Below are 17637 nucleotides of genomic sequence, written 5' to 3' on the forward strand. Positions count from 1 at the left end.
GAATTAAGTTATGAGTACAACAGTAAAACAAGCAACCTGGGCCATCGACCCCATTCACTCGACCATCCGGTTCGATGCCAAATACCTGTTGATCACATCGGTATCAGGCTGGTTCAGGGAGTTTGAAGGCACCCTGTTAAGTGGCTGTGATGGTTTTGACAATAGTGAAATACAGCTTGCTATATATGCCAATTCATTGACCACCGGCAACGAAGAGCGCGACAACCATTTACGCTCGCCCGATTTCTTCGATACAAAAAAATACCCGGTCATACAGTTCAGGTCAACGGCTGTTACTACGCAGGACAAACACATAACGGTTACCGGTATTTTAACCGTAAAGGGCATAGAGCATCCCTATAGTTTCAACGCCACCTTCCTCGGTATCTGCCCCGATCCCAATGGCAATACGAAGGCCGCGTTTGAAATGGACACCGTGCTTAACCGTAAGGATTTTAATATTACCTGGAACCAGTTGTTCGATAAGAACGGATTATTGCTGAGCGATGAAGTGAAAGTGCATTGTGACCTGCAATTGTTAAAGCTTTCTTAACGAGGTGAATGGTGAATGGCGAATGCGGGTGGCGAACAGATGATCTGTTCGCCACCCGCATTTTAAAGAACTGAGAACTAAGAACCTGGAACTAAGAACTGCGAAGCCCATAAAATGTACAACAGATTCCATGTTATCACTATTCTCCAGCTCCTGTTTCTGAGCGAAATTTGTGGAGTCAATAAATAATAACAACCAAAAAAATATCAAAACAATGGCACAAGTTAAATGGACCCTCGACCCAATGCACTCTGAGATCACTTTTAAGGTAAAACACCTGATGATCAGTACCGTAACCGGACAATTCAGGACCTTTAACGTAACCGCACAAACCGCAGGTGATGATTTCAGCAAACCCGGTGTGGTTGACGTAACGATCGATGTATCTTCTATCGATACCAACAATGAGCAAAGAGACGGTCACCTGAAAAGCGATGACTTTTTCAGCGCCGAAAAACATAACCAGATCAGCTTCAAAAGCACCAAACTCGAAGTTGATGGCGAAGAAGGTAAATTATATGGCGATCTCACTATCAAAGGCAACACCAAACCCGTGGTATTGAACGTAGAAGCTGGTGGTGTGGTAGTTGATCCTTACGGACAAACAAAAGCCGGTTTTACCGTTACCGGTAAAGTAAGCAGAAAAGAATTCGGATTAACTTGGAGCGCAGTAACTGAAGCAGGTAATGTAGTGGTAGGTGATGATATTAAGTTCACTGCCGAAATACAACTGGTAAAACAGGCGGCCTAAAATGCCGTGGCACGGTTTCGTTCAGCAAGCCGTGCCACGGTACAAACCGTGCCGCGGCTAACCCACCGGCAAATGGAACGGCCCGGCCGGAAGAACTGTGAACTGAGAACTGAGAACTGTGAACTGAGAACTGAGAACTTTAGAATTTACAATTATGGAAGATAAAATTTTGGGCATACATCACATTACGGCGATAGCCGGCGAAGCCCAGCGCAACTACGATTTTTATACAAAAGTGCTCGGATTAAGACTGGTAAAGAAAACGGTGAACTTTGATGACCCGCACACTTATCACTTCTATTACGGTAATGAAAATGGTACACCTGGCACCATTCTTACCTTCTTCCCCTGGACCCATGTAAAACCCGGCCGCGTAGGAACCGGTATGGCTACCGACATCGGCTATGCGGTTCCCAAAGGCAGCCTGGAGTTCTGGAACAACCACTTTGAAAAACACCAGGTACGGTTTGGACAAATTGACGAACAGTTCGGCGAGCAGATCCTTCGTTTTGAAGACCCCGACGGTTTACGCATACAACTGGTTGAACCCAAAAATGCGGACAACCGCACGCCCTGGGAAACCAACAATATTAAAAAAGAGGTTGCTATAAAAGGATTTCACAGCATCGTGCTCACCCTGCGGAACATAAAACCTACTGCCAGCATCCTTACCGACATTTTCGGTTACAAATTATTGCAGCAGGACGGCAACCGTTACCGCTTTGTAACAGATGCAATAGAGAACGCCGCCATCGTTGACCTGGTTGAAGAACCCGAAGTAACGCATGGACTGGTGGCCGGTGGTACCAATCACCACGTAGCCTTCCGCGTGAAGAATGACGAAGTGCTGATGCAGTTCAGGGAGAAAATTGCCGCCAAAGGACATAATATAACCCCTAAGATAGACCGGAATTATTTTTATTCATTGTATTTCCGCGAACCGGGCGGCGTGTTGTTCGAACTGGCAACCGATAATCCGGGTTTTGCAATAGATGAACCCGTGAATGAACTGGGAACCAATCTGAAGTTACCCGTACAGTACGAAACCGACAGGGAAACCATTCAAAGCGTGTTACCCAAAATTGTACAGTAATACTATGCATACAAAACAAATTATAAGAACTGGAAAGCAAACAGGCGAAGCGACAAAAGCATTGGTTATGTTACATGGGCGAGGCGGTAGTGCAGAAGATATTCTGGGGCTTACGCGTTATTTACCGGTAAAGGACTTCGCCCTGTTTGCACCCCAGGCTACCAACAATACCTGGTACCCGTATTCTTTTCTGGCAGCGCCAAAAGAGAACGAGCCCTGGCTGTCGGGTGCACTGGCACTGGTAAAAGAAACGGTAGCTGATATCGTGGCTGAAGGCATTCAACCCGAAAACATTTATTTCCTCGGGTTTTCACAAGGCGCCTGTTTAACGCTTGAATTTGTTGCCCGCAATGCCGTACGCTACGGTGGTGTGGCAGCGTTCACCGGCGGATTGATTGGCGATAAAATATATGATCAGAATTATAGCGGTGATTTTGACGGAACGCCGATCTTTATAGGAACCAGCGATCCCGATCCGCATGTACCGGTTGAAAGAGTGCATGCCTCGGCAGAAATATTGAACGGCATGAACGCACAGGTGACAAAAAAAGTGTATAAGAATATGGGGCATACCATCAGCGAGGACGAGATCAATATGGTAAATAGCATAATCTTTAGTAAATAATACCTTGTGTTTTAACCGGGCTACGGTTACTTCCATCAACCTAACCTAATATTATGTACGCATACGACACCATTACCGAAGCGGTAAGCGATCTTAAAAAACGCGGTTATACAAAAGATTTCAATATTCGCGAAAACCGCCTTGCCTGCGATCAGCTCGACACCCATTTCGGCCATGAGGATTTTGAAATAATTGAAGTGTACAGGTTTGAAGGGCCTTCCGATCCGGCCGATGAAGCTATCGTTTATGCCATTGAAGCGCCATCAGGCGCATTGGGCATTCTGGTAAATGGGTATGGCATGTATGCCGATGAAAATAATTCGGAATTTTTACAGCAGTTACATGAGAGAGTCAGGTTAAAAAGTTGACGTGTTAACAAGTTGATCAGTTAACAAACAACTGAAATAAAAAGGCCTTCCGTTAAACCGGAAGGCTCTTTTTTTGCTTTTTTTCTTTCTACACCAGTCAAAATTGTTACTACTCCTACCTTAAAAACTAAAACCTGTCGTGACACATGTTACATAATAAACGCACCAATGAACAAAAAGTTTACGATCTGTAAATAAATTACTGTTTTACCGTAAGTGTTGAACCTTCCCGTACCTCTTCGCTCCCCTGTTTAACGATCAGGTCGCCGCCCGACAGCTCGCCAAACACTTCCACCCTGCCTTCGTTCTCCCTTCCTTTCTTAACATCAACCCACACCGCTTTGTTGTTAACCACTTTCACTACAAACACTCTTTCCTGTGAACTTACTATGGCGGTTTTCGGTAATATGAACGTGCTGTCCTTTGTCGATAAAGGAATGATCACATTCGATACCATACCCGGTAACAGTTTTTTATTCTCATTCGCTACATCCATTTCAATCCGTTGTGAACGCAGGCGAAGATCAAGCGCGCCCGCCAGCCTTTTTACCTGGGCGGTAAATTTTTCATTAGGGAAAGCGTTCACCGTAAACTTCACTTTATCCTGTTGATCTACATAGCCGGTATATGCTTCGGGCACATAGATCACCAACCGCAATTTCTTTTGCTCCTGCAGGGTGAACAACGGGAATTCCGATCCTTTTCCTGAAGGGCCAACGTAGGCGCCGGGGTTAACGTTCCGGGAGGTGATAACGCCGTTGAAAGGCGCTCTTATTTCGAGGTAAGCCTTTCTGTTGGCCACCTCGCGGTATTGCGCTTTTGCCGCATCCCATTGCGCAAAATCAGAATTCTTTTTAGCCAGCGCCTGATCGAGATCGTTCTGAGAAATGGTACCGGGTGTTTTGCTGGTCTCAAGTAAACGGTCGTAATTCGATTTGCTGGCGATGTACAATGCTTCCTGCGATTTCAATCTCGACTGTGCAGCAGCTTCCAGTGAAGTAAGCTCGGGCGCTTCCATGGTTACCAGTAACTGCCCGGTTTTTACTTCAGAACCTACGTCCACATATAATTTTCTTACAAAGCTGTTCTCCTTAGCATACAGGTCAACCTGTTGAAAAGCGAGCAACTCACCGGGTATTTGCAGGGAAGAAGAAAGCATACCTTTCTCCAGCGTAACCACTTCAGTTGTGGCCACAACCGGTGCGGGTTCTTTTACCGGTATTTCACCGCTTGAAGATTTACAGCTTTGTAACAGACCCAGCAATCCGGCGCCGGCGATAAGCATAATGGCGGTGGTTGAATAAGGTACAGTTACTTTCGACGTGAGCCCACTGGCTATATGTATTAAATTTCTCAGTTGCATATGCGCTGTTTTCTATGATGTTCTTACAAAATTAGAATTACTAATACCGGTGATAAAGGGTGAATGGTGAATGGTCAATCGTGAATGCCTGCCCGTCGGAGCTTTAGCGTAGGCGGGGTCAATGGCCTCGCCAATCGTGAAACGACAAACGTGAAAAGTGGAACGTCAAAGGACTCACGATAATTTAACACAATTCACGAACTTGCACCGCCAGAAATTCGAGCCTTTTTGCCTTTTTGCCTTTTTGCCTCGTTGCCTTTTTGCCTCGTTGCCTTTACCCCTCATAATACTTACTCTCTTTATCAGTAGGATCCAGAGAAACCGACTGCGTTGACGCTTTACCCTGCATCCAGGCAAAGACCATGGGCAAAATAAATAAAGCGGCAATCGTAGAAGCGATCAAACCGCCAATTACGGCGCGGCCCAGCGGTGAAGCCTGGTCGCCGCCTTCACCCAAACCCGAAGCCATCGGTATCATCCCCGCCACCATCGCAATAGTGGTCATCAATATAGGGCGTAACCGCAATGCGGCTGCTTCCCTTGCCGACTCCCATGCATTACCATTGTGCATACGCAAATGTTCGGCATTGGTGATCAGCAGCACCGAGTTGGCAATAGACACACCCACCGACATAATGATACCCATATACGATTGCAGGTTAAGGGTAGAACCGGTGATCTTCAACATGATCAGCGACCCTAAGATCACCGCCGGTATGGTGGCCAGGATCACCGCCGACACTTTGAACGACTGGAAGTTCGCCGCCAGCATCAGGAAGATCACCACTATGGCCACAATCAGTCCACCCTGCAAACTATCTAACGTTTCAGTAAGCACTTCACTCAGGCCCTTTGGTTCTATCGTTAAACCGCGGGGCAATTCTCCAAGCGATTGTATCGCCTTCTGCACATCCCTTGTTGCCGTGCCCAGATCGGTATTATTTAAATTGGCGGTCACGCTCAACATGGGTATGGCCCCTACGTTGTCGTTCTCACCATAGGTAGTATCGGGGGTTATGGTAGCCACATCGCTCAATACCGGCCGGGGCGAATTGCTCAGGATCGGGATCTCGCCAATGGCGCTTACACTCGTCATTTTATTTTCAGGCACCAGCACCTGTACACTATATGCCAGGTTCGACTTTTCATCAACCCAAATATTTTTATCGGTATAACGCGATGATGACGTGGAGGCGATCAGCGATCGCGAAATATCATTGACATCCACGCCCAGCTGCGAAGCCCTGGTTCGGTCGATATTGATATTGATGGCCGGGTACCGGGTGCTCTGACCCAGCTGTACATCGCGCATGTACGGGATCGCTTTCAGTTTTTCGATCACCTTGCCGGCATAGGCCTCATTTAGTTTTTTATTTCTTCCCGAAAGCCTGATCTCAACCGGTGTGGGCGAACCCTGGCTCAGGATCTTATCGGTTAACTGTATCGGTTCGAATGATAATTTTACCTCCGGCATCAGCACATGCAGTTTCTCCCTGATCTTTTCTTTCACTTCTTCTACACTTTCCTCAAACTCCTCCTGTAACTGCACCTGTACTACCGCCTCATGCGGTCCACCCATGAACAAATAAATAGGGCTGGTACTGAACAGGGAGGGGTGCTGGCCCACAAAGGCGGAGGTAACGGAAATATTCTTTTTACCAACGATGGAATCCAGTGCATTGAGCGCTTTCACCATAATGCCCTCCGTACGTTCTATACGCGTACCCTCGGGCGCCCGTAACCGCAGCATGAACTGCCCTGAATCGGTGCGTGGCAATACATCGCGCCCAATGTTCGACAACAACAATACCGCCGCACCACTCACCAGCACCACGTAAGCGATCACTACCGGTTTGCGATAAGGTAATATTCTTTCAAGGAAGCGCAAAAAACGGTTCCTTAGTTTCTCAAACCGCGTAAGGCGCTTTTCATCTTTTTCAAGCAGCAGTTTTTTCTGGTCCCAGGTATCGCCTTCCAGCTCTTTTAAAGCGGCTGCATTGTGTAATGCATTTTGATGCGCGGGATTTATTTTCATGATCCAGTTAGCCAGGATGGGCACAAAGGTCTGCGCCAGGAAATAAGAAGTGATCATAGAGAAGGCGATCGCCAGCGCCAATGGCAGGAACAGCGAACCGGGTATGCCCTGCATGGTGAACGCCGGTGCAAAAACCGCCAGAATACACAACAGGATAAGCAACTTGGGAAATGCGATCTCCTTACACGCATCCCATATAGCCAGCGCTTTGGGCTTACCCATGGCAAAGTGCTGGTGTATGTTCTCGATCGTGACCGTACTTTCATCGACAAGGATCCCAATGGCCAGTGACAAACCGCTCAACGTCATGATATTGATGGTTTGCCCGAACAGCGAAAGGAACAATACACCCGAAATGATAGAGGCCGGAATGGTCAGTATCACGATCAATGCCCCACGGGCATCACCAAGGAACAGCAATACCATCAGTCCGGTTAGTATGGCGCCGATAGCGCCTTCGGTAATAAGGCTCTTTACCGCGTTGATCACATATACCGACTGGTCGAATTCATACGACAGCGTTACATCGTCGGGTAATTGCGCCTGGAATTTCGGGAGCGCTTTTTTCAGGTTCTGCACCACTTCCCAGGTACTGGCATCGGCGCTTTTCGTGATCGGCAGGTAAACTGAACGCTTTCCGTTCACGAGTGCATAACCCGCGGTTATATCTGCGCCATCTTCAACAGTAGCCACATCACGCAGATACAGGTTTTGCACCCCACCTTTGAATAACGGTATATTCTCAAAATCCCTGATTGTTTTTACCAGTGTATTTACAGGTGTTATATAATTTACGTCCCCTACCCGCACGTTGCCCGATGGCGTTGTCTGGTTGTTGATACGCAGCGCCTGCACCAGCTGATCGGGTGTAAGGTTATGCGCCCGCATCAATTCAGGATCGGCCTTTATTACCACCGTACGTATGTTACCGCCAAAAGGGGCGGGAGAAACCAGGCCGGGAATGGAAGTAAAAGATGAACGTACGTACACGTTCGCCAGGTCCATCAGTTCATTATTGCTGCGGGTTTTACTGGCCAGCACCAGCTGCCCTACCGGCAGTGTGGAGGCATCGAATCGCAGGATAAACGGCGGCTGCGACCCGCTCGGAAAGATCGCCTGGGCGCGGTTACTGAATGCGCTCACTTCGGCTGCCGCCTGCGCCATGTTGGTGCCGGGGTAAAATGACAGCTTCATTAACGTTAGCCCCTGTATATTTTTTGTTTCGATGCTTTTTACCCCGGATACATACAATAACAGGTTCACATAGTTCTTCCCGAAGAAAGCTTCCATTTGCGTAGGGGTATAACCGCCAAACGGATGCGAAAGATAAATTACCGGCAGGTCGAGCGAAGGGAAAATATCTATTTTGATATTGCGCACCGCATTGATACCAAAAAAGAACAAACCCGCTACCAGTACCAGGATCGTTATCGGTTTCCGTAATGCTAATCTTATCAGATTCATAGAAAGTTATAAGTAATAAGTTTTAAGTAGTAAGTAGTCGCTTCAGACTATTTACCATTGAGAAGGTGGGCCACACTTTCATGGTAACGTTGACGTAGTTTGGCACTCCTTACCTGCCATTATTTTACCTGTTTTAAAAACAGGTCGAAATCACCACTGGCAGCCGCCTTCAGCAACAACGACTGCCATACATTTATATATGCCACACTCCGGTCGGTTTCTGCGCGGTTCAATGCAAACAGCGCCTGCTGCAGGTCTACAATGTTGGTCAACCCGTTCCTGTACAACACGCTCTTTTGCAAAAAAGCATCGGCAGCAGCTTTGTATTGCTGCGGCACTTCATGCAAACTTTGCAGGCTGTTCTCTATCCGCTGATCGGCCAGGATCAGTTGGTCATGCAATTGGGTGGTCACCTGGTCGTATTCGCTTTTATATGCTTCGGTAAGAAATTGTTGCGCTTTTACCTGCTGTTTCACTTTGGCAATGCTGGTGATGTTCCAGGCAATGGCCAAACCGGCCACATAGTTGCTGCGGGTAGGTTTTATTCCTTCAAAATAATCATGTGTGTATTTGGGATTGGTAGCCGGTGAATAGGTATAGTCAAAACCCGAACCCCTTGTTTGAAAAACGCCGAATAAATTCACGCCCGGCAAAATGCTTCTTTTAAGATAGGCCGTTGCCACATCGCTCTGGTTGATGCGCGACTGGAAAAATTTCACCTGCGGATTTTGCGTAACAGGCGCATTGGTTTTCACCTCGGCAGGGACGCTATTGATAAAGGAAGTATCGAGGCTAAACGCTACCGGCACTACGTTTAACAATTGCGCCAGTTGATTGCGCACCTGCAGTTCATTATTTCGCGCGTCTATTAAAACCAGTCGCGCCCGCGATACTTCAGCATTGGCAATGGAAGAATCAACGCCCGCATTTAAACCCGACCGGGTACGTGCGGTTACCGCCTGTTGCACGAACGCAGTGCGGTCGAGGTTGGCCTGTGCGTTCTGCACCAGCCGTTGCGTGGTTAGCAAATTTAAATAAGCACTGGCGATCTTAACGCTATGAATGAATTGTTCCTGCATGAGATCGGCTGAATCTTTCTGCACCTGGGCATTGGCCAGACTGATCTTTGATCTCAACCGGCCGAACGTAAAGAACTCCCAGTTGGTATTTACAAAATACAATGCACCGAACGATGCATTCCAGTTTTGCGCGCTGCCTACCGGGCCGCTCGATGCAACACCCGGAATACCAACCGCACCCAACGGCCCATACTGTCCATTGATGGTGCCATAATCCTGTTGCACCGAGGCAATGACGTTTGGCAGGTATTCATTGCGGGTATTTTGCACAAGCGCGGTTGACGCTTCGAGATAATTTCGCTTCGCCTTTATGCTTTGAAAGTTTTTTAATCCGGAATTAATTGCATCGGATAATAACAGCGGCTGCGATGATTGCGCATTGACGGAATTGTAAAATAAAAACAATAGCATCGCCATTGTGATCACGGGAACTGAAATGACACGCATAGTACTTTTTTGGGTTCCTGCTGTAATTAGAAATGGCAGCCCGTAATTTCTTTCGCGTAAGGCCATGGTTGGTTGTTAATTGATCGTTAACGGTGAAACAGTTTGTCTCAAATGAAGACGTTGTGTTTCTCCTTTTTAATCTATTTTTAATGGCAGCATCGTAGCAGAAGACATTATGTTTGCCCGGTGTTCATGAGGCAGGCAATCAACCGGATCGAAGTCACTAACATGCATAAGTTTATTACAGGATTGTAAAATTGCAAATACGCAGTCGATTTTCCCTTGTACAATTTTGGGTTATTTCTGTACTTTTACAGGCATGAACACGGAGAACCTGCACCAGCCGTTTGAGATCGTTTATAAAGAAACAGACGAATGTCTTAAACCGGCACACAAGCATAACTTCTTTGAACTGGTTTACATTATCGATGGCAGCGGCACACACTGCATAAACAAGAACAGGTTCGAATATCGTAACGGACATTTGTTTTTACTTACGCCGCAAGATTCACATAAACTGACAGTTAAAACAACCACGAAATTTTTCCTGATCCGCTTCAATGATATTTATTTCAAATCACAGAACGAACAGGCCAATACGCAGGAAAGTGAATGGATAAAAAAACTGGAGTTTATTTTTCATAATACCACGCACTCACCCGGATGTATTTTAAAAGGCATGAACGACCGGGTATTGGTGAAGGCGTTGATTGACGGCCTTATAAAAGAGCATATCAATAAAGAGCCTTATCACCAGGAGATCATTCACCAGATGGTAAATACGGTGATCTCCATTGTAGCGCGCAACCTGTATATAAAAGTGCCCAACAAAATGAAGTATGATTCAAATAACGATGCCACTACATTAAAGATCATTCATTATGTACAGGCCAATATTTATAAACCCGAATTACTGAAGGCAGAACAAATTGCCAACAACTTTCAGATCTCGGTCAATTACCTCAGCGAGTATTTTAAAAAACATACCGGCGAAACCTTACAGAACTATATTACCAACTACAAATTAAAACTGGTAGAAACAAGATTGCTGCACAGCGATATGCGTATTAACGAGATTGCCTTTGAATTACATTTTACCGATGAAAGCCATTTGAACCGCATCTTTAAAAAGTACAAAGGCATTAGCCCAACCGGCTTCCGCAAACAGGTACTGTTTGACAGGAAAACGATGGTAGCGGCTACTGCTTAAAACCGTTACAGGTTTCAGGGCCGTTTTCAATGTATTCCCTGCAGCATGCAACAGGACCTTAAACAATTGATTGAACAACAAATCTCGTTATTCCATTATGTCGAGCGATTCTCCGCGTAAGCACCGTATAGCTACGGCCGTTTTCTTTTTCGTTTCCGGCTTTGGATTCTCTTCCTGGGCCTCGCGCATCCCTACCATTCAACAGAAATTACATTTAAGTGAAGGCGAACTGGGCGGCGTTTTGTTCGCCCTGCCGGCCGGGCTGATGTGTACCCTGCCCATTACCGGTAATTTGTTACGCCGGTTCAGCAGCCGGTATATCATGATGACGGGCGCCATTCTTTTCAACCTTATGTTGTGCCTGGTAGGTTTTGCATCGGCCACCTGGCAGCTGGTACTGCTGTTATTCTTTTTTGGCTGCTCGCGTAACCTCTTCAATATTTCGGCCAATGCGCAATCGATAGGCGTACAAAAATTGTATGACCGCTCTATTATTGCCACGTTTCATGGCATCTGGAGTGTGGCCGGTTTTGCTGCGGCTTCCATAGGGTCCGTGGTCGTTTCCTTAAGCATTGCGCCTTCCTGGCATTTTCTTGCCGTATGTATTGTTTTATCGGGTTTGTGTATTTTCTTTTTCAAAGACACCGTGCACCAACAACCACAGCCGCACGAGCGGCTTCAAAGATCAAAATTCAGGATCCCGGAAAAAGCATTGCTGAAACTGGGTTTCATTTGTTTTGCCGCCATGGCCATTGAAGGAACGATGTACGACTGGAGCGCTATCTATTTGAAAAAGGCAGTACATGCCTCGAAGGGAATGGCTGCGGCCGGTTATGCGATATATATGGTGGCCATGATGCTCGGCCGTTTTACCGGCGACAGGCTGGCCAACAGCATCGGCGTAAAACCCATGTTGAAATACAGCGGCCTTTTTATTTTGTCTGGTTTACTGTTGGCCGCGGTTTTACCTTACACCGTTGCCACCGCGCTTGGTTTTATGATGACGGGGTTTGGCGTGTCGTGTGTGGTGCCGATGGTGTTCAGCATGGCAGGTAAAATAAAACATATGAGCGGCGGACCGGCCATTGCCGGCGTTTCTACCATTGGCTATTTTGGCTTTCTGATCGTACCGCCTACCGTTGGTTTTATTGCAGAAGCTTTCAACCTGCGCTGGTCTATTGCGCTGATCGCTTTATTTGGTGCGCTGATCACCTGGCTGGTAAGTGAAATGGAGGAATAACAGTTCACAGTTCATAGTTCTTAGTTCATAGTTCTTAGTTTATAGTTCTTAGTTTGATGTTCAGGGGTCAGGAAAAATGCATGCCCCCGGGAAAAAGACACTACCCGGTATACAAAAAAACAGGGCACAGGTATTACGCCTGTGCCCTGTTTTGTGATCCCGGGCTCTTCTGCCTGTGTGTAGCTATGAGCCGGGTCTGCTTTGGATATTGGATCCTGAACTTATATGCTAAAGTCCGGCTCTTGTACCTTAACCCAGGTCAATTGAGCCTTCGTTTTATAATTTCACCAAACGGGTAATGCTTACAGTACCGGTTTTCTTATTGGTGATGCGAACGATCCAGATCCCTTTTGTAAGGTTTCCTGTTACGATAGAGATGCTGTTTACACCAGTAACAGAAGCTGTGAAGGAACGGCTGCTTACCGCATAACCACGCGCACTTTGTACTTCTACAACCAGCTGATCACCGGCTTCTGCATACTTCAACACCTGTGCTGTGCTACCCGTGATGGGGTTAGGCACAACTGAAGCACCGCCAACGGTAGTTGCCATATCGGTTGCTACAGTCCGCTGCGAAGAAGCACTGCAGGCGCCTAATGGCTTCCACCACCAGTCAGCCGTTCCGGGTGTTACGTTGTATAAGGAATTCGACAAACTTTCATACAGGTTACCATTGTAAGTTACCTTGTCGCCCGCATTGTAAATTTTGGGGTAAGGCTGGTATTCAGAAACACCTGCGCAATTACCGGTATTACCGCCTGTTCCAACAGTGATGGTTACACCAGCTGAAGTGGTAGCAGCGCCGCTGTTATCTGTCGCTTTGGCTGTGATGGTATATGTGCCGCCAGCTACGTTGGTCCAGGTATAGCTGTAAGGCGATGCGGTAACTTCACCCAGTTTGGTACCGCCATTAAAGAACTCTACTTTGCTTACGCTGCCATCGGCATCGCTTGCAGTAGCTGAAATGGTAACTGTTGCAGGGGCTGAGAAAGTAGCGCCTGAAGCAGGTGAAGTAAGCGTTACAACAGGAGCATTGCCGTTACCGCTGCCGCTACAATCACTGATGTATTTCCATACTTTACCATCGCCAACATTTACATCAGGCTGTTCGTTTTGTGTCCACCATTTAGCTTCATAGATCTTATTGGCATATACTACCTGTTTGCCACTGAGGTAAACACCTGAAGCGGTCCAGGCTTCGATACCATTACAACCCGTGCCGGTACCGGTTCCTACTGTGATCGTTACCGCTGAAGAAGTGGCAACAGCTCCGCCGTTGTCAGTTGCTTTTGCAGTAAGTGTATAAGTTCCGTTCGACACATTGCCCCAGGTATAGCTGTATGGAGCCGAAGTAGCTTCACCCAGTTTGGTACCGCCATTGAAGAACTCAACTTTGGTTACGCTGCCATTGACATCACTTGCATTTGCGGTGATAGTTACCGTAGCAGGACTGGTGAAGGTTGCATTATTGGCAGGTGAAGTAATGTTCACCGTTGGCGGATTGTTTCCACCTGTGTTGCCAAAGAAATAATCATAGTAATTATTGGCGAACTCATCGCCATTGGCTTTGTCCCAGTTAACACTCCAGGTCATAATGCCTCTCAGTCCGGGATAACCGCCGCTTGATTTTCTCATTATATAACCACCACCAAATGAGGTTCCTTTGGTGAGGTAATCCAGGGCTTTCTTCACATTGGCCGGCGTTGTGTAACCTGAGCCGGCAGCTGAAGGTTGTGCCGGTAAACCAAAGGCTACCTGGTCTTCACGTAATGCGGGGAAGGTCTGGCTGGTGCCGGCTACCGGGAAACCATGCAGCAACATTTCAGTCATTGCTACAATGAAATCGGCAGTGCTTGAAGTGTAGTTCTTATTGTCCATACCCGTCATTGGACCGGTATTATACAACTGCGGATGTATGAACGTAAGTTCATTACGCAAACCATAGATCAATGGCAGGTAAGCGCCCACCAGTGGTGAATAGGTAGAAGCATAGGCAGCCTGCACATAATAGGTTTCAGGAGCCATGGTAAGCCAGCAGTCTTTACCCTGTCCTTTGCGGTAATTGATGATCTCTTTACAACCGGCGATCAGGTTCACTACTTTGGCGGTAGTTGGCGCCATGAAGTTATTATCGCCATTGTCAAGCACGAGGTTAGAACCGCCTTCGAGGTCGATATCGAATCCATCGAAATTGTACGCGTCGATTATCGACTTCATTGAATTTACGAAAGCGGTTTTTGCCGCTGCTGTGCTCAACACCAGGTGTCCGTTCTCACCACCCAGCGACAACAATACTTTTCTTCCCTGTGACTGCAGGGTTAAGATATCAGCTTTGAAATCGGCTACTGATGTGCCTTCCGGAGTAAAACTGATGGTTGCATTATCCGATGCACTCACCCCGAAAGCTATTTGTATTACATTGAATTTAGGATTCACATCGCGCAAACGGATGTAAGGCGGCGTACCGGAAACAGTACCCCAGTTATGCCAGTAACCTACGATCACCTTTCCGCTGTTGTTTCCCGGGTTATTACCATTAACGGTCACTGCTACTGCAGATGAAGTGGTAGTAGCGCCTGCATTATCGGTAGCTACTGCAGTTACTGAATAGCTGCCTGCGGCTACATTGTTCCAGGTAACCGAGTAAGGCGCCGATGCGTCACTGCCCAGGCTGATGCCGCCACTAAAGAATTCCACTTTTGAAACGGTTCCATCGGCATCTGCTGCATTGGCCGTAAAAGTAATGCCGGCAGGTGCGGTGTACGTGCTGTTGTTGGCAGGTGCGGTGATAGATACCGTTGGCGGAATATTGCCAGGCGTGCTGCCATTGGCAAACACCTGGTTGATCTTGTTCACCAGTTTCGATTTGGTGTTTGGACAAAAGATCAGTTTTCCTTTAGCTACGGTACTGCTGGTCATATCGGTCATGTCGGCATATACCTGCCAAACGATAACACCGGCAAGCCCCTGGTCTTTTATGTACTGGGCCTTCGCTTCAATAGATCTTTCGTTATCATAGCTCAGGAAATAATTGCCTTTCGTTTTGTAAGGCACTTTCGCATTATCATCCCAATGTTCGGTCCAGCCCGAACCGCTGCCTGTAGCCTGCAAAATATAACCGTAAGAAGGCGTACCATCCCACAGGTCTTTTTGCCAGTTGGCGTAATCGGCGCAGGTTTGAATGGGCCCGTCGGGCTGAACAGTTTCGGCACGTTTTGTTGTAGGAGCGTTCACTGCAGCAGTACCGCTACACACAACGCCTCTGCCATAAAAAGGAGCGCCAAGTGTTACCTTGCTCATATTGATGCCAAGGTTTTTGATGCCCTGTACGGTTCCGTTCAATGAAAAGCCCTGGTATTCCATACCGGGGTAATCGTACAACGGCGCGTTATGCCCGGCCTTGTTGCTCCAGCCGCCATTATAATCATACGTCATCATGTTCATGTAGTTGAGCACGGCGTTCATACGGGTCCATGGGAAACCCTGTAATTTCGACGGCGTAGCGGAAAAACATGAAGTGATCAGTTTACTGCTTCCGATAGCTGCACGTACTTCCTCGAGCAGGGTAGCGAAGTTGTTGTAGTCGGCCGTGCTGTAACGCTCGATATTCATACCGGGGTCGTTGGGATATTCCCAGTCGAAATCGATGCCATCGAAGCCCAATGCGATCAGGTCTTTACAGTTGGCAACGAACTTTGCTCTTTTTGCTGCATCGACTGCCACTTCGGGATAGTGTTTACACATGCTCCAGCCACCGATAGAAGCCATTACTTTCACTCCTTTCGAATGTGCCAGCTCGAGCAAACCGGGCGCACCACCCTGTTTATGCACTGCCAGTGGGAAATTACCGGTTTTGCCGGTATTCACATTCTTCCAGCCGGCGCCTTCATTCCGATAGCCCTGGCTGTAAGCATAACTGCCATCGGAGATATAGTACAGTGTTTCCAGCTCACCGTACAACAGGTACAGGTCCCAGCTGCTGTAAATATCATCATTCAATAAGGCAGCCGGCGCCTGCACCGCACCTACCTGATAAATGTTCTTATTACGAAAATCACCACTATGCAGTGAACCGTCCTGGGCAACGCCAAAGAACGAAAAGTTCAGGATAGTGTACTGGGAATAATCCACATTCAAATGGTTAAACCCGCCTTTGGGAACGAGGTTCGCCACCTCTTTCCAGGCATCCCATTGGGTAATATAACCAATAACCTGTTTGTTGTGCTGGGCCGTTGTGGCCGGCACCGAAGGACTCACCTGCGCATAGCCGGTGGAGAACAAACAAAATAAAACAGCCAGATGAACATACTGCAAAAAACGCCAGGGGCGGCTTTTGCGATGGGTAGACAACGCTTTCATACTGTAACGCAATTTTTGATTAACAATACATACATGATTATGAACGATAAAAGACATTAATTGATCCTCCCTGATACAATGGATCCTTAACGGTTCTTACAGAAAGCTGCAAGCTGCAAACAAATACAGCTACATACTACAATACAGCTAAACGCTGATCGCTTAAGGCCGAACGCTCCACTCCGTATTTTCAAAGCTCAAAACTGATAGTAACAGCGTTGCATGTTAACTGTAAGTACATAGCTCCGCCTGCTTCACCAGTTTAACTGATGAATTGCATCACAAAGCATTGGCTCAATGAACCAATCGTTAAGGACTCAAAGAAATATGGAATGCTGAACTAACGGATGATGCTGCATGCTCCGGTTTCCAGGCCAAAATCAGTGAAGAATACCGTAATTGTTCAGGCCCGGGCGTTAAGCCTTTAGCCTTAAGCGTTCAGCGTTTTGAAGAAGGTAATTAGTAAATTCAGTAATAAAGTTGCAGAAGCCGGATGCAAAGTAAAAGCTGTTTAAAACAATTTGCTTACGAAAGCGGTTTTATTTTTTTCCACAATGTCGGTTGCCGTTATACTTCTATTGATAATCATAATAGAATATATTTTTAGATTTACTGATTTCGGAATTTTGAGATTTGTTTATTATGCTAAACTCAATGAAATCTCAAAATCCCTCAATCTCAAAATCAGAGATCTAAAGAATTAGTACTACTAACAATGTGAATATCATTTTACCACCGTTATAATTATCGAGTAATTTTACTCTTTTTCATCATGATAATCATTTATAGCTTTGAAATTCCAAAACGATTTAGCCATATGAGTAGTTTGGAGTGATTTTTGTCATCACCTTCTTCGCAGAAATCATTGATTGTAAGTAGTAATATAAGTTGAAGCAGCATCCCTTGGCACTAAGTGGGTTCAACCCACATCCCTGGCATCGTTTAGGAATACATTTTTTCCCCTTTCTTTTTTATTGCCGGCCCTAACCGGGTGGCATGGTCGTGTTTTCGGTTGCAGGTTACAGGTTGCAATGTAACCCGTTACCAAAT

At 46.7% G+C, this 17637-nt stretch carries 11 protein-coding genes; 7 read left to right on the forward strand and 4 right to left on the reverse strand.

The features are described 5' to 3' along the window. Positions 1–10 precede the first annotated feature (10 nt). From A4R26_RS06840 to A4R26_RS06860, 5 genes are all read left to right on the forward strand, one after another. Positions 11–553 carry a YceI family protein gene (locus A4R26_RS06840; protein ID WP_081162625.1) on the forward strand — a complete coding sequence of 181 codons (543 nt, stop codon included), beginning with the start codon at positions 11–13 and terminating at the stop codon, positions 551–553. A gap of 214 nt (positions 554–767) precedes the next feature. Beyond that, positions 768–1304 (forward strand): YceI family protein, encoded by a 537-nt coding sequence (locus tag A4R26_RS06845; protein WP_081162628.1) that lies wholly within the window; start codon positions 768–770, stop codon positions 1302–1304. Between the two features lie 154 nt (positions 1305–1458). Then, positions 1459–2397 (forward strand): ring-cleaving dioxygenase, encoded by a 939-nt coding sequence (locus A4R26_RS06850; RefSeq protein ID WP_081162631.1) that lies wholly within the window; start codon positions 1459–1461, stop codon positions 2395–2397. A gap of 4 nt (positions 2398–2401) precedes the next feature. Next, complete coding sequence (locus tag A4R26_RS06855; protein ID WP_081162634.1) at positions 2402–3022, forward strand: alpha/beta hydrolase; 621 nt, start codon at positions 2402–2404, stop codon at positions 3020–3022. Between the two features lie 53 nt (positions 3023–3075). Further along, a complete protein-coding gene (locus A4R26_RS06860) occupies positions 3076–3390 on the forward strand; it encodes a phosphoribosylpyrophosphate synthetase (protein WP_081162637.1) in 315 nt (104 codons plus the stop codon). Between the two features lie 199 nt (positions 3391–3589). On the opposite strand, the gene A4R26_RS06865 is transcribed toward A4R26_RS06860, so the two are convergent. From A4R26_RS06865 to A4R26_RS06875, 3 genes are all read right to left on the reverse strand, one after another. Further along, entirely contained in the window at positions 3590–4753 is a 1164-nt protein-coding gene (locus A4R26_RS06865; protein ID WP_081162640.1) for an efflux RND transporter periplasmic adaptor subunit, read from the reverse strand. A gap of 274 nt (positions 4754–5027) precedes the next feature. Beyond that, the gene (locus tag A4R26_RS06870) at positions 5028–8252 is read right to left on the reverse strand and encodes an efflux RND transporter permease subunit (protein ID WP_081162643.1); all 3225 of its coding nucleotides are present in this window, start codon (positions 8250–8252) and stop codon (positions 5028–5030) included. Between the two features lie 119 nt (positions 8253–8371). Continuing rightward, the gene (locus A4R26_RS06875) at positions 8372–9778 is read right to left on the reverse strand and encodes a TolC family protein (RefSeq protein ID WP_165760175.1); all 1407 of its coding nucleotides are present in this window, start codon (positions 9776–9778) and stop codon (positions 8372–8374) included. 319 nt (positions 9779–10097) lie between these two features. Between A4R26_RS06875 and A4R26_RS06880 the strand changes: the two genes are divergently transcribed. After that, positions 10098–10988 (forward strand): AraC family transcriptional regulator, encoded by an 891-nt coding sequence (locus tag A4R26_RS06880; protein WP_081163033.1) that lies wholly within the window; start codon positions 10098–10100, stop codon positions 10986–10988. A gap of 70 nt (positions 10989–11058) precedes the next feature. Beyond that, positions 11059–12228: an MFS transporter gene (locus tag A4R26_RS06885; protein ID WP_242674845.1), complete on the forward strand. Its 1170-nt coding sequence runs from the start codon at positions 11059–11061 to the stop codon at positions 12226–12228. 276 nt (positions 12229–12504) lie between these two features. On the opposite strand, the gene A4R26_RS35585 is transcribed toward A4R26_RS06885, so the two are convergent. Next, entirely contained in the window at positions 12505–16587 is a 4083-nt protein-coding gene (locus tag A4R26_RS35585) for a glycosyl hydrolase family 18 protein (RefSeq protein ID WP_165760176.1), read from the reverse strand. Positions 16588–17637: the final 1050 nt, after the last annotated feature.

Origin of the sequence: Niastella populi (genome assembly GCF_002078015.1) — a bacterium.
Lineage (GTDB): Bacteria > Bacteroidota > Bacteroidia > Chitinophagales > Chitinophagaceae > Niastella > Niastella populi.